This is a genomic window from Halorhodospira halochloris (assembly GCF_002356555.2).
Lineage (GTDB): Bacteria > Pseudomonadota > Gammaproteobacteria > Nitrococcales > Halorhodospiraceae > Halorhodospira > Halorhodospira halochloris.
Genome location: NZ_AP017372.2, coordinates 233,559 through 248,101, shown reverse-complemented (window position 1 = coordinate 248,101; position 14,543 = coordinate 233,559). Strand labels below are relative to the sequence as shown.

12 protein-coding genes are annotated in these 14,543 nt (G+C 57.0%); 1 reads left to right on the top strand and 11 read right to left on the bottom strand.

Annotation, left to right across the window (positions count from 1 at the left end):
- Positions 1 to 273: 273 nt before the first annotated feature.
- From HH1059_RS01120 to rluD, 8 genes are all read right to left on the bottom strand, one after another.
- Positions 274 to 2,271 carry an EAL domain-containing protein gene (locus HH1059_RS01120; RefSeq protein ID WP_096407350.1) on the bottom strand — a complete coding sequence of 666 codons (1,998 nt, stop codon included), beginning with the start codon at positions 2,269 to 2,271 and terminating at the stop codon, positions 274 to 276.
- A complete protein-coding gene (locus HH1059_RS01115) occupies positions 2,271 to 2,552 on the bottom strand; it encodes a circadian clock KaiB family protein (RefSeq protein WP_096407347.1) in 282 nt (93 codons plus the stop codon). The genes HH1059_RS01120 and HH1059_RS01115 overlap by 1 nt, the downstream gene beginning before the upstream one ends.
- Positions 2,549 to 4,006 carry a circadian clock protein KaiC gene (gene kaiC / locus HH1059_RS01110; protein ID WP_096407344.1) on the bottom strand — a complete coding sequence of 486 codons (1,458 nt, stop codon included), beginning with the start codon at positions 4,004 to 4,006 and terminating at the stop codon, positions 2,549 to 2,551. The genes HH1059_RS01115 and kaiC overlap by 4 nt, the downstream gene beginning before the upstream one ends.
- A gap of 193 nt (positions 4,007 to 4,199) precedes the next feature.
- The gene (locus tag HH1059_RS01105; RefSeq protein ID WP_096407342.1) at positions 4,200 to 4,595 is read right to left on the bottom strand and encodes an FmdB family zinc ribbon protein; all 396 of its coding nucleotides are present in this window, start codon (positions 4,593 to 4,595) and stop codon (positions 4,200 to 4,202) included.
- A 120-nt stretch (positions 4,596 to 4,715) separates the two neighbouring features.
- The gene (gene clpB / locus HH1059_RS01100) at positions 4,716 to 7,331 is read right to left on the bottom strand and encodes an ATP-dependent chaperone ClpB (protein ID WP_096407339.1); all 2,616 of its coding nucleotides are present in this window, start codon (positions 7,329 to 7,331) and stop codon (positions 4,716 to 4,718) included.
- A 160-nt stretch (positions 7,332 to 7,491) separates the two neighbouring features.
- Entirely contained in the window at positions 7,492 to 8,799 is a 1,308-nt protein-coding gene (locus tag HH1059_RS01095) for a diguanylate cyclase (RefSeq protein WP_096407336.1), read from the bottom strand.
- Between the two features lie 5 nt (positions 8,800 to 8,804).
- On the bottom strand, positions 8,805 to 9,566 hold the full coding sequence (gene pgeF / locus HH1059_RS01090) for a peptidoglycan editing factor PgeF (RefSeq protein ID WP_096407333.1): 762 nt from the start codon (positions 9,564 to 9,566) through the stop codon (positions 8,805 to 8,807).
- A complete protein-coding gene (rluD, locus tag HH1059_RS01085) occupies positions 9,556 to 10,491 on the bottom strand; it encodes a 23S rRNA pseudouridine(1911/1915/1917) synthase RluD (RefSeq protein ID WP_096407331.1) in 936 nt (311 codons plus the stop codon). Before rluD ends, pgeF begins: the two co-directional genes overlap by 11 nt.
- Positions 10,492 to 10,583: 92 nt before the next feature.
- Between rluD and HH1059_RS01080 the strand changes: the two genes are divergently transcribed.
- A complete protein-coding gene (locus HH1059_RS01080) occupies positions 10,584 to 11,357 on the top strand; it encodes an outer membrane protein assembly factor BamD (RefSeq protein ID WP_231901977.1) in 774 nt (257 codons plus the stop codon).
- Between the two features lie 251 nt (positions 11,358 to 11,608).
- Here the strand turns inward: HH1059_RS01080 and HH1059_RS01075 are convergent, their stop codons facing one another.
- Genes HH1059_RS01075 through sucD form a run of 3 tightly spaced genes read right to left on the bottom strand, consistent with a single transcriptional unit; the run spans position 11,609 to position 14,532 of the window.
- Entirely contained in the window at positions 11,609 to 11,947 is a 339-nt protein-coding gene (locus HH1059_RS01075; protein WP_096407328.1) for a P-II family nitrogen regulator, read from the bottom strand.
- 36 nt (positions 11,948 to 11,983) lie between these two features.
- Entirely contained in the window at positions 11,984 to 13,645 is a 1,662-nt protein-coding gene (locus HH1059_RS01070) for an NAD+ synthase (RefSeq protein ID WP_096407326.1), read from the bottom strand.
- A 2-nt stretch (positions 13,646 to 13,647) separates the two neighbouring features.
- On the bottom strand, positions 13,648 to 14,532 hold the full coding sequence (sucD, locus tag HH1059_RS01065; RefSeq protein ID WP_096407323.1) for a succinate--CoA ligase subunit alpha: 885 nt from the start codon (positions 14,530 to 14,532) through the stop codon (positions 13,648 to 13,650).
- Positions 14,533 to 14,543: the final 11 nt, after the last annotated feature.

Sequence of the window (14,543 nt, the reverse complement as noted above, 5' to 3'; positions counted from 1 at the left end):
CGCCACCATCCGCCCCGGTGTGGAGGTCTTGGCGCTAGGGATGGCGCCATGAAGCCTCCAGGGATGGATTCACGGCGTCCTCCACACCGGGGCGGATGGTGGCGCCGGCGAAGTTTTTAGAGGTTCCCTAAGGGCTTCGCCAAAACTGCCAATCTTAAGCAGCTACGTGGTTGGGTGCAAGCCAGCTACTCGGCCCACGTCATTTTCGATTGCTTAAAGACTTTGGCTAGAAAAGGGAGGAAATGACGACCAAGACAGGTACGCCACTCACTATTAAGCCTCAACCGCAGCGAACTTTCTGATCAACTCAGGAACAGCCTGAGCTGGCACTGGCGGACTGAAATAATAACCCTGGGCGTAATTGCACTGACTATCCATAAGAAACGAGCGTTGCTGCTCGGTCTCGACCCCCTCAGCCAAGATCTTGAAGCCAAGACTACGACCCAGCGCTACCACGGTGCGCAATATTTCGGCATCACTACCTTGCTGCGGCACCCCCTCAAGGAAACTTTTATCAATCTTAAGGGTATGGAAATCGAGCCCCTTAAGGTAAGCCAAAGATGAGTAACCGGTGCCAAAGTCATCCATGGCCAGTTGGACGCCCAAATGTTTTAGACCTGCCAGCAGGTCCGCGGCAGCTTCGATGTGGGTCATAAGGAAGCTTTCGGTTATCTCCAACTCCAAACACTCTGCGGGTAAACCGCTGCTCTCCAGGAACCGCGAGACTTGCGCAACCATATCGCTGCGCTCAATCTGCACTCCAGAGACATTAACTGCTACCCTGCCAAACTCGATGCCCTGCTGCCACCAATCTGCCGCCTGCTGGCAAGCCTTTTTCATAACCCATTCGCCCAATGGCTCGATGAGTCCCGTCTCCTCGGCCATGGGGATAAAGCGCACCGGCGATACCAGCCCCTCGTCGGCGTGGATCCATCTGACTAGGGCTTCTAGGCCAACTACCTTGTTGCAGCGCAAGTCGATCTGAGGTTGATAGTAGAGCACCAATTCATCATTGCTGATCGCCCGACGCAACTGTGCGGCCAGAACCACTCGATCATGGGCGTAAGCATTCCAGTCTTTGGCGTAATAGCGATAGGTTCGACCGCCCGAGCGCTTGGCGCGATGCATGGCTGAATCACTATTCTGGATCAACCCATCTACGCTGCGGCCATCACGCGGATAGCTGGCTATGCCAATACTGGCCTCGACAAAGACCTCGGTGGATTCGAGCTGAATGGGGCGTTCGAGAGACTGGAGTATATGCTCGGCGACCGTTGCTGCCCCTTCATTGGTCTGCCTGGCATCAAGCACAATTGCAAATTCATCGCCGCTTAGGCGGGCAATATTGTCGTTGCCGGGCACCACCGATACCAGACGCCGAGCTACTTCACAAAGGACTTGATCACCAGCGGCCATACCCAGACTATCATTGATGTGCTTGAAACCATCCAGACCGAGCAGCAACACACTCGCGCCAACCCGATAGTTATTTTGGGCGGCCTGCTTTACCACCAAACCGACGTGGGAGCGGAAGGCTACACGATTGGCTAGTCCAGTCAGCGCGTCACGGTGAGCCAGGCGGTCTATCTCAGCCTGGTTACGCTTAGCGCTGGAAATATCGGTGAAGACTCCAATGTAGTGGGTTCGCTGGCCATTTTCACCATAGACACTATCGATATTTAGCCATTCAGGGTAAATATCGCCAGTCTTACGCCGGTTCCATATCTCGCCCCGCCAAGCCCCTCTTTGCTGCAGTGACAGCCACATTTCGCGATAAAATCTCGGACTATGGCGGCCTGACTGGAGCACCCGCGGCGTTCTGCCAATGACCTCGGAGCGCTCGTAACAAGTTATGTCAGTAAATGCCCGGTTGACATCGACTATCCTGCCACGCGGATCGGTTATTACCACCCCTTCGCTGGTCGACTCGAAAACCGCAGCCGATTGGCGCAACCGGTCCTCCACCCTTTTGCGCTCGGAGAGATCGCGCAAATAAAGCGCTGCATAGGTCTTACCGCCAAATTCCAGCTCGACACTGCGGACGTCGGCAGAGATGATGCCGCGCGTCGGATTGTGGATCTGTATCTCGGTTGGCTGGGCACGCGAGTAAAACAGCCCAAGATCTTCCCCGCGCAGCTCGAGCAGGGGCCGTCCAAAAAGCTCGACAGCGGTCTTGTTGGCGTAACGGATCTGGCCGCTCCCGTTGATGAGTACTATGCCATCGGATGCGCACTCTACGATCTGCTGAAAATTTTCGACGGCAGGCTCCATCAATTCTCCTTGATATCGAGCCCTATCAAAACTCTCTCGCGCTCCGACAGATCACCAACTACCCGCCTAACCGGAGGCGGCAACTTCTTAACTACTACCGGTGTTGCAAGTATCCTTTCATCTTCTGCCAACTGCGGGCGCTCTAATATATCTATAACCTCGACGCTATAAGAAGCAGCCTCACCGTAAGCCTCAGACAAGAGGCTCTCGAGGTTGCGGATTGCCCGCTCAGCCGCCGGAGTCCGGCCGGCGATGTAAAGCCTGAGTACCAACTCGCTCAACGCTCACCCCCTACACTACCCGCGGCGTCGACAACGACACCAGAGTTGGTGATCCTATACTCACTCACCTGGTCTGAAGTTGGCAGACCTCGCGCCTTGACTACCGTCAGCATCCGCCGCAAGCGACCGCCATGCTCATCACGGCGCAGCTTTATCCAAACATCTATGATCGAGGAGACCTCCAGATTGCTAACTCCGCCATTAGCATCTCCCAGCAATTCTGTGGCGACTACAGTAACACCCGACCTCTTTAGCATATAGAATAACCGCATCAGCATCTCCTTGCCCTGACCATTCCGACGCTGGTCAGCCAAGGCACTTATCGGGTCGAGCACTACAACTTGGGGCTCTAGCTGATCAACCGAGCGCATGATGCGCAACAGATGCTCCTCCCAGCCGATCTCGGAGGGTAGAATCGGGCTTAAGGTTAGCAACCCATTGCCCCCTGAGGTCAAATAAGGGCTTAGGTCCAGCCCAGCACTCTGCTGGTTGCGCAGTAGCTCGTCAGCCGACTCTTCAAAACTAAGATAGAGGACTGGCTCGCCTGCAGCGCAGGCGCTACGGACGAACTGCACTGCAATGCTAGTCTTGCCCGTGCCAGATTGACCGGAAATCATCATTGCCGACCCTTTATAGGGGCCACCACCACCGAGCATTTCGTCAAGCCCCGCGACACCAGTGCTATGCCTGCCAGGTGAGACGGTTGCCTGGAGATCCAGGCCGGTTACCGGGGCGAGAAATACCCCCTTGGCATCAAGCAGGAACGGGAATTCGTTGGTTCCATGCGACCCGCCGCGGCGCTTAAGGACACGCAGCAAACGGGTCATCTGCCGCTGCATCATTTCCTGGCGCAGGAGGATCACACAGTCAGCGACATAATCCTCGAGCCCAAACTGGTTACTGAACGCAGGCGCTTCACCAACGGTAATGAGTGTTGTCACATCCCTATCGCGAATCCAATCAAAGACGCGCGCTAATTCGCTGCGTAGAGTCACAGTTTGTGCATAGGCTGAATCCATGGCATCTATAGCATCCACCACCAGCCGTTTGGCGCCGAGCTGATCAAGGGCATGGCCCAACCTGGCCATTATGGCCGAAAGCTCGATGTCTTCGCCGCCGACCACATCACCCGGATCGGGACGCATGTCGAGAACTTTTGCCTTGCCGGCCTCAATATACTCAGTAAGCGGCAAACCAAGGGCCTCAGCATGGCCGATAAGCGCCTGCGGCGACTCATCAAACGTTACCAAGACGCTAGGCTCATCTTGGGCCAGGCCGTAACAGAAGAAGTTGAGGGCGATGGCCGTCTTGCCGGTTCCCGGGCCGCCGCGCAGGAGTGTAGGCCGCCCCATCGGCACTCCGCCATCGAGGACAAAATCTAGCCCCTGCACCCCGGTCGGCGCCGAATCTATCATCTGTGCCCTTGCCAAAGCGCCCTTTTCAGAGTCACTCATTTAATCAGCCTTGTTCAACGTCAATATTTTCACTTAGCTGGCTAAGGTTGCCATAGCTAGGCCCTCCGGTCCAGCTTTCTGGATTATCTGGGCTATTCGGTCTCAGCCGCCGAACCTGGTACCGATTGCTATCCAAAGGGCTTTTCAGTGATTCACCATCGCACGAGTTTAGTGCGCCAGCGGGTAGTATTATTTAATTACTCGCTGAGGCTTCCTTGTTGCTCCGGCTAGAGCTCTCTTTAGCGCTGTCCTGCTGCTTAGCTCCGCTGCTTTGCTGCCCTGCCCCATTGCTCCCGGCCCCTGCCGAGCCAGCGCTCGCATCGTTAGCCGAACCTGCGCTAGCGTCGGCACTCTTATCTGCGTCAGTCGCGCCTTCCGAATCTGGCTTATTAGCTGCGCCCCGCCCTTTGTTCTTGAAGTCCGTTTCATACCATCCAGTTCCCTTGAGTTGAAAGGCTACCGCCGAAACGAGCCGTTTAAGCTGGGCCTCCTGACACTCCGGACAATAGCTGAGCGGCTCATCAGATACCGCCTGGATCGCCTCTAACCGATGTCCACAGCTGTTGCACTGATATTCATAGATAGGCATGGGCTTACCATCCTCTTATTGTGTTTTTCTTGTCCCATAGGGCATTTGAAGCCTCCGACGACCCATTTCCTAACGGAAATTGAGTCGCGGAATGCGGCGGATACTTGTTCAACTCATGGGTTATTCTGCCACCAACTCGCCTTCGATCGCGTCACTGCGCTCGAAGACAAAATCACCGTCGCGGAAGTCGACCTTGATTCGATCACCCTGGCCGAAGCGCCCCTCAAGGAGCTCACGGGCTAAGGCGTTTTCGACCCGGTTCTGCAATACCCTCTTCAGCGGGCGCGCGCCATAGACCGGATCGAAGCCGGCCTCGCCAATCTTATCGATTGCGGCATCGGTAAGCTCCAGGGCCATCTCGCGCTCGGCTAACCGCTCACTGAGATAGTGCGCCTGGATCTGGGTAATTGTGCGAATCTGTTCGCGCGACAGCGGCCGGAAGACTACCACATCGTCAACCCGGTTAATGAACTCAGGCCGAAAATGGGTGCTGAGGATCTCCATAACCGATGCGCGCATACGCTGGTAGTCTTCCTCTTCCTCTCCAGCCATGCTCTGGATCACCTCAGAACCAAGGTTAGAGGTCATGACAATTACCGTGTTACGGAAATCTACCGTTCGCCCATGGCTATCGGTGAGCCTGCCATCATCGAGGACCTGGAGCAGGACGTTAAAGACATCGGCGTGCGCCTTCTCCACCTCATCAAGCAGGACAACTGAATAGGGTTTACGCCGGACGTGCTCGGTCAAATAGCCCCCTTCTTCATAACCGACGTACCCCGGCGGCGCACCGATAAGGCGAGCTACTGAGTGTTTTTCCATAAATTCAGACATGTCGACGCGCAGCATCGCCTCTTCGGTATCGAAGAGGAACTCGGCCAGCGCCTTACAAAGCTCGGTCTTGCCGACCCCTGTCGGGCCAAGGAAGAGGAAAGAGCCGTTAGGACGGTTCGGATCAGACAGACCGGCGCGGGAGCGGCGGATCGCATTTGCCACTGCCCCGATGGCCTCATCTTGACCAACAACCCGCTCATGCAGGGCCTGCTCCATGCGCAACAACTTGTCACGCTCACCCTCGAGCATCTTAGAGACCGGGATGCCGGTCCACTTCGAAACCACCTCGGCCACCTCCTCGTCGGTGACCTTATTGCGCAGCAGCTTCATATCGTACATATCAGCCTGTGAGGCCATATCCAGCTGCCGCTCCAGCTCCGGTATGCGCCCGTACTGCAACTCCGACATACGCTGCAGATCGCCAGCCCGGCGCGCCGCCTCTACCTCCTGACGGGCACGCTCAAGCTCCTCTTTGATCGATTGCGTCCCTTCCACAGCAGCCTTTTCTGAGCCCCATATCTCTTCCAGGTTGCGGTACTCTTGCTCGAGTTGCTCGATTTCGCTCTCTAATGTTGACAGGCGCTTCTTGGAGGCGTCATCGATTTCATTCTTGAGCGCTTCGCGCTCTATCTTGAGCTGGATCAGCCGCCGCTCAAGACGATCCATAGACTCGGGCTTGGAGTCTATCTCCATGCGTATGCGTGAGGCCGCCTCATCGACTAAATCGATGGCCTTATCCGGCAGATTGCGGTCGGTTATATACCGATGCGACAGAGTTGCTGCGGAGACGATGGCTGGATCCGTTATCTCGACACCGTGGTGCACCTCATAGCGCTCTTTGAGGCCACGCAGGATGGCTACTGTATCCTCGACGCTCGGCTCATCTACCAGAACGGTCTGGAAGCGGCGCTCTAGGGCAGCATCTTTTTCGATGTTCTGGCGATATTCGTTAAGTGTGGTTGCCCCAATGCAATGCAACTCGCCCCGAGCTAGGGCAGGCTTGAGCATGTTGCCCGCGTCCATCGCCCCTTCGGCCTTACCGGCGCCGACGATGGTGTGAAGTTCATCGATAAACAGGATAACCTTGCCTTCCTGTTGACCGACCTCTTTGAGCAGGGCCTTGAGTCGCTCTTCGAAGTCGCCACGGTACTTAGCACCCGCGAGCAAGGCGCCAAGATCGAGCGACAGGACGCGCTTCTCCTTCAGCCCTTCAGGGACCTCACCATTGACTATGCGCTGTGCTAGCCCCTCGACAATCGCCGTCTTGCCGGTGCCCGGCTCACCGATGAGGACCGGATTGTTCTTAGTCCGCCGCTGCAGCACCTGGACCGTGCGCCGAATCTCATCGTCACGGCCGATTACCGGGTCAAGTTTGCCCTGCTCGGCGCGCTCGGTTAGATCGATGGTGTACTTCTCCAAGGCCTCGCGCTGATCCTCAGCGCTCGGGTCATCAACCGTTTCACCGCCGCGCATCTGATCAATGGCCTGCTCTAAAGGCTCTTTTGCAGCACCAGCGCTCTGCAGGATCTTGGCCAGCTGAGTTTTACCATCTTCCAGCGCGGCGAGCATGAAGAGCTCGCTCGAGAGGTATTGATCCTTGCGTTTCTGCGCCAGCTTATCGGTAACATTGAGCAGGCGCGCGAGTTCATTGGACAGATGGACATCACCTTCAGCACCACTGACCTGCGGCAGCTGATCAAGCGCCTCGCCAAGCTGCGAACGCAACTTGTTGATGCTGACTCCAGCCTGCTGGAGCAGTGGCCGCACCCCGCCGCCTTCCTGATCTAGCATTGCCAGCATCAAGTGGATCGGCTCGATGAATTGATGATCGCGCCCTACAGCCAAGCTCTGGGCATCGCCGAGCGCCATCTGAAATTTAGTTGTAAGCTTATCTGTTCTCATACCTATCACCCCCTACAAGGCCTACAGCCCCGGTGAAATATTCTCCAGCTGCTCCCTGCTCACAAGCCGACTATCAGTGCCATCACTACTTAGACACTCGTCGTCAACAAGCAGGCTTAGCTACCTCTGTACGGATAAGTGGGGGAGGTTGGCGGCTATTTCAATCCTGAGTAGCCAGCTTTACGTTGTTACGACCGCTTTTCTTGGCCGCATACATTGCTAGATCGGCTGCCTCAACTAGCACCTCCACCGAAGGCGGCGGAGAGAAACTGGCTACACCGATGCTCGCAGAGATGGCAATCCTTTGACCGGCGTAGCGCACTTCCAGCTGTTCTAGTGACGTGCGGATACGTTCGGCGAATTTTTTCGCTCCTTCCAGATCGAGACCCAGCGAGAGGATATAGAACTCTTCGCCACCGGCTCGAGCAAGCAGATCGGCGCGGCGCACCGACTCACCGAGCATGCCGGCGACTGAGCGCAGGGCCGCATCACCAGCTGCATGGCCAAAATCATCGTTGATCTGCTTGAAATGATCCAGATCAACCACAAGCGCTGCCAGTGGCTGCTTAGTACGCTCAGAAGTCTCGACTAAAGTCGCAGCAAGTTCGGCAAAATAACGCCGATTGCCCAATCCGGTCAGAGGATCACGGCGGGCAAAGTCCTCGGCCTGGCGGAGCAGATCAAGTAAGTCGACGTTCTGATTGACCCTTACGCTAAGCTCCTCCTCGAGGAAAGGCCTAGTTATGAAGTCATTGGCCCCCGCTTTTAGCAGTCGCGCCGAGAGCAGCCCAGAGCCGTAGCTGGAGACGCCGATGATCCCCAGCCGGTGGGCCGGAAACTGTCTGCGCAAATTGCGGATCAGAGTAATGCCGTCCATACCGGGCATGTTCTGGTCACATATCACCAAGCGGATCTCGCTATCAGGCTTGCGCATACGCTCGAGCGCCTGCTCGCCATTGGCCGCTTGCTCACAGCCAAACCCCCAGCGACGCAGCAACTCGACCAGGTGGAGACGCGCCGAGCGCGAGTCGTCCACCACCAGAGCACCGATACCGCGATTGCGGCGAATACGAGCCAGCCCCTGAATTACTGTGTCCAGCGAGTCAATCGCACCCTTAACAACATAATCGGCGACCCCAACGCGTATAAGGTAATCGCGCAAATCGTCTTCCAAGGTGGCGGTTAGGACTATCACCGGGATGTCGCGGCTGACCACGTCCCGGACTACCTCCCCATCGGGTGCATCAGGCAGATTAAGATCGAGCACTGCCGCAACCATGCGCTCTGCTTTCTCATCGAGCAGCCGTTTAGCTTGAGCGCGATCATAGGCCACTAGCGGCCCAAGGTGAAGTTCGTCGTCTATCCTCTCAGCGAGCAGACCAGCTATCGAGCGGCTATCTTCTACCACCAAGACCAAATCAGGCGGGACCGATGTTGCGCTGCTCTTAGGGCACGACTGCTCAACCATTCACCCTAGCTCTCCCGGCAAACAAGTGTAGCCATGCGGCCAGTTCTAGCCCCATCCCTACGGTAGGAAAAAAACAGCTGCCGCTGTTTAAAAGTACACCAATTATAACCAAAAACATCTTTTATGTTGCGTCTTTTTAGTCGCAACAGTGCCAAAGAGTAAAGATCTGCGTAAAACCGCCCCTCCCGGCCAGGCACAAAAAACTCCTGGCTAGCTGGGTCTGCGTTCATGAATGCCTCTTTAACATCTCGCCCCACTTCAAAGGCATCCGCCCCTATTGCTGGACCCAGCCAAGCGACAATTTGCCCGGCAGGCACCGGCATAGCGTCCAACGTCTCTTCAAGCACCCCGGCGCAAAGCCCCCGCCAACCGGCGTGGGCTACCGCTACGCTACTGCCATCCTGAGCAGCAAAAACAACTGGCAGACAATCGGCGGTGAGCACTGCACACACCACCCCAGGGCGATCGGTCCAGGAGGCGTCTGCCTGAGCACCCTGCTGCTGCTCGTGGGCGGCAACCACCTCGGTGCCATGCACTTGCGCAAGCCAACGTGGCGGTTCAGGCAACTCGGCGGCAACCTCCAGAAGGCGCCGGTTTTCGGCTACAGCTGACCTATCATCGCCGGTATGCTCGGCCAGATTAAGGCTAGCGTAAGGGGGGCGGCTGACCCCGCCGCTGCGGGTTGTAGTGAACGCCTTTACCCCAACTGCTAATGGCTGCTCAGGGGCGACAAATCCTACTCCGTTCCGCGTCCATTCACCCCTCACGCAACGCCTCCAGGAGTTGTTGCATATCGGCAGGGCGCTCTGAGTCCCACTCCATTTGCTCACCAGTTAGAGGATGGGCGAGGCGTAATTTGCAAGCGTGCAGTGCCTGGCGGCGGAACCCATCGAGCTGGTCCCTGAGCTTATCGCTCGCTGATTTAGGGTAAACCGGGCGGCGGCCATAGACCGGATCACCGAGCAGCGGTAAGCCTATGTGGGCCATGTGAACTCTGATCTGATGGGTTCTGCCGGTCTCGAGCTCTACGCTAAGCCGGGTGTGGGAGCTGAAGCGTTCCGCGACCCTGTAGTGGCTAACCGCTGGGCGGCCATCTCGGACCACCGCCATGCGCTTGCGGTCACGCGGATGCCGGGCAATCGGCGCATCCACCTTGCCACCAGCCGTAGGGGTGCCAACTACAATAGCCTCATAGGCACGCCCCACCCGGCGCTGCTGCAACTCTTCGACCAGATGGTGATGTGCCTGCGCAGTCCGGGCCACCACCATCAGCCCCGAAGTCTCTTTATCAAGTCGGTGGACAATGCCGGCCCGGGGCAGGCATTCCAGATCGGGATCGTAGTAGAGAAGCGCATTGACCAGGGTGCCAGTGTGATTACCCGCCCCCGGGTGGACAACCAAGCCTGCCGGCTTATCGATGACAATTATCGCCTCATCTTCCGCTACCACCGGCAAGTCAATAGCCTCCGGCTCCAGCTCAAGACAAGGCTCCAACTTGGCAACCAGGGTGATCTGCTCACCAGCTTTGACACTGTCGCGTACCCGCCTCTGCTGGCCATCTACGGTGACCTGACCGCTCTTGACCCACTGCTGTAGCCGGCTGCGTGAATAGTCAGGGAAGAGTTGCGCGAGTACACGATCAAACCGCTGCCCGGCAAGCTGCTCAGGCACCACGGCGTATTGAGTCTCCATGTTCTGTCAAATCTCTAGCAAAATGATTATGGTAAGTCCCATTCTGGGCGCTACAATAGTAATTTTAAATGGTTTGGGGAGATTGAAATAGCATGTTACGCTGGATTACCCGCTGTACCCTGATGATCGCCTTGTTACTCGGAACTGCCGGGCTTGGTGGCTGCGCAGGGACGCCCGAAGACAGCGCCGAGGTAGGCGTTGCTCAACTCTACGACAGGGCTATGGATAGCCTGGGCAGCGGCAATTACAGCGAGGCCATCAACCGCTTTGAGAGCCTTATTGCCCGCTACCCCTTCGGCGATTATTCGGTTCAATCGCAGCTGATGATTATCTACGCCCATCACTTAGCCGGGCAGCATCAATCGGCCATAGCCGCCGCCGACCGGTTCATCCGCATGCATCCCCAAGATGAAAACGTCGCCTACGCCATATACATGCGCGGGGTTTCTCGCCAGTCAATTGGCCCCGGAGGCCTCGGCCAGCTGTTGGGGGTTGATGCCAACCTCCGCGATCCTGAGCCTAAACGCCGCGCGTTCTTCGACTTCCAAGAACTAGTGCGTGATTTTCCGGATAGCGAATACACCGACAATGCCTATGAGCGTATGGAAGATATTCGCGAACAGTTAGCAGCTTACGAGCTATACATCACCGACTTTTATCTGGAGCGGGGCGCCTATATCGCCGCTGCTAACCGCGCCGGACGCATCATCTCAGGCTACCCAGGGACTGCCGTAGTTGATGACGCTATGCAGAAACTCGCCGACTCGTATCGAGGGCTTGAACTATACGAATTAGGCGACGAGGTAGAGCAGGAAATCGCACGTCGCCACGAGGTCGACGTCGAGGATGTGCCCGATATAGAGTGAGTTACGGCTATGAGATGAGAGCGCCAGACCTATTTAGCAGTTTAAGGGATGGCACCTTTAACTGCTGGGCACTTCGAGAAGCTCCCCCGGTCTGACTGTTTGCCCAGGCGTGAAGGTCTCGGCACCTGGTCTGACGCCATGAACCTCCAGGGACGGATTAACGGCGTCCTTCAAGCCTGGACAACCAGTCAGGCCGGGGGAGCTTCTCGAGGTGCCCTGTTAATAACCCTCTGCCCCAGTCATTCCTTGGATCAAATCGCGCCTTCGTCCTCTTCACCTGTCCGGATGCGGACCACCCGCTCAACATCAGCCACAAAGATCTTGCCATCGCCGATCTTACCGGTCTTAGCAGCTGTGGTAATCGCCTCAACGCAACGATCGACATCGGCATCGGCAATCACCACTTCGATCCTCATCTTAGGCAAGAAATCGACCACATACTCGGCACCACGGTAGAGCTCAGTATGCCCTTTTTGCCGACCGAAACCTTTGACCTCAGTAACCGTCATGCCGGTTATACCGATCTCCGACATCGCCTCCCGGACATCATCAAGCTTAAACGGTTTGATTATCGCCTCGACCTTTTTCATTTTTCTCTGGACTCCTCGCGCTCCAACGCCTTCAGGTTACCGTATTTTGCTATCTTTTCGAAACTGAGCCGTACCCTGCCAACCCGAGGTTATCGGATACCGGCGATCCCTGCCGAACGCCCGCCTGGTGACCTTTACTCCAGGCGCGCCCTGGCGGCGCTTATATTCATTGCGGTAGAGCATCTCAATTACCCGCCGCTGCTCATCAGGGGCCAACCCCTCAACAACTAATTCGCCCTCGCCGCGGTCTTGCTCAATATACTGGCGGAGCAACTCGTCGAGGAGCGGATACGGCGGCAGACTATCTTGATCGCGCTGATTGGCACGCAGCTCGGCCGTCGGTTCTCGCGTCATGATGGACTCAGGCACCGCTAACCCGCAGCGGTTACGATACTCGGCCAACCGGTAGACTTGAGTCTTGTAGACATCCTTTAAAGGGGCAAAGCCACCACACATGTCCCCATATAAGGTCGCATAGCCCACCGCCAGCTCACTCTTATTGCCCGCTGCCAGCAACATTAGCCCCAACTTATTGGAGATTGCCATCACCAAGTTACCGCGAATGCGGGCCTGGATATTCTCCTCAGTGACATCGGCGGTTCGCCCGGCAAAGAGGGGCGCTAGCGCAGACTCGTAGCCTGCGACAAGATCCTCGATGGGGATGACTCGATAATCTATCCCTAAGGCCTCGGCTGCCGCCTGCGCATCGTCGAGGCTGCGCTGAGCAGTGTAACGGGAGGGCAGCATAACTCCGAGCACCCGCTCTTGACCAAAGGCATCAACCGCTATCGCCGCGGTGAGGGCTGAGTCTATGCCACCGGAAAGCCCCAGCACTACGCCAGTGAAGCCATTGCCATGGACATAATCGGCGGTTCCGCGGACCAGCGCCGCATAGGTGGCCTGATCCGGCTCCGCTAATGGTTGATAGGCGCCGCTTACTTGGCCCTCGACATCAATCTCGACACCATATACGCCATCTTCAAACTGGGGTGCGCGCGCTTGGGTGCGGCCGCCTTTATCCAGCGCGAAAGAGCCGCCATCGTAGACAATCTCATCATGGCCCCCCACTAGATTGACGTAGACTATCGGTAAGCCAGTTTCACCTGCCCGCTCGGCGACGACGGCCTCACGCTCTTTGGCCTTATCCTGATGATAGGGTGAAGCGTTGATGCCGATAACCAGGTCGGCCCCTTGCTGTGCAGCCTCGGCAACCGGCTCCGGAAACCACAAATCTTCGCAGATCGCAATCGCCACGCGCATACCGTTCGGTGCGCTTACTACGCATGGCGACTCGCCGGGTGCAAAGTGGCGGTTATCGTCGAATACGCTATAGCTAGGCAAGCAACGCTTGTCCGCCCGCGCCACCTCAATACCATCAGCCAAGACAACCGCACTGTTATGCAAGCGCCCGGAGCGACGCAGTGGCGCTCCAACAACAGCGGTGATGCCATGACACGAGCTGGCAATCTCGGCCAGGGAGCGCTCTACAGAGTCAAGGAAATCGCTGCGCAACAGCAGATCATCGGGCGGATAACCGGTAAGGCACAACTCTGGAAAGACGACCCAGTCGGCACCCAGCTGATCCCGAGCGTAAGCGATACCATCGATGACCTTTTGCCGATTGGCCGCTATATCGCCGACCCGAAACGGCAGCTGGACCACGGCTATGCTTAGTTTTGGCGTGCTCAGCTGCGCCATGCTCACGCCACGGCCTTGCCGCCAACCAGTTCATACATGCGCTTACCGATATCCACTGGCGAGCGCACAGTGGCGACCCCGGCAGCCTCGAGCGCAGCGAATTTATCTTCGGCCGTCCCTTTGCCACCGGAGACAATAGCCCCAGCGTGGCCCATGCGCTTACCGGCTGGGGCCGTCACCCCAGCGATATAGGCAAGGACCGGCTTGCTCATATGGGCACGAATATACTCCGCCGCTTCCTCTTCGGCACTACCGCCAATCTCACCTACTATAACGACACCATCAGTACCCTCATCGGCTTCCAACAGCTCCAAGCAGTCAATGAAGGACATGCCTTGAATGGGATCGCCACCGATGCCGATGCAGGTCGATTGACCCAACCCAACATCGCTGGTCAGCTTCACGGCTTCATAGGTCAAAGTACCAGAGCGCGAGACTATCCCGATGCGCCCAGGTTGGTGGATATGGCCCGGCATGATACCGATCTTGCACTCGCCTGGGGTTATGATTCCGGGGCAATTGGGGCCAATTAGATAGACACCCGACCCGCGTAAGGCCTCCTTGACTCGCAACATGTCGAGCACCGGAATGCCCTCGGTGATGCAGGCGATAACCTCTATCCCAGCATCAGCCGCCTCAAGGATGGCATCAGCAGCAAATGCCGCCGGCACATAGATCATTGAGGCGTTAGCACCACTAGAGGCTACCGCATCATGCACAGTATTGAAGACCGGCCGCTCAAGGTGGTACTCACCGCCCCGGCCGGGAGTTACCCCGCCCACAATCTGAGTACCGTAGGCAATCGCCTGCTCGGCGTGGAAGGTGCCCTGCTTGCCGGTAAACCCCTGCACTACCACCCGGGTGTTCTTATCTACCAGGATACTCATTCACTTGCTCC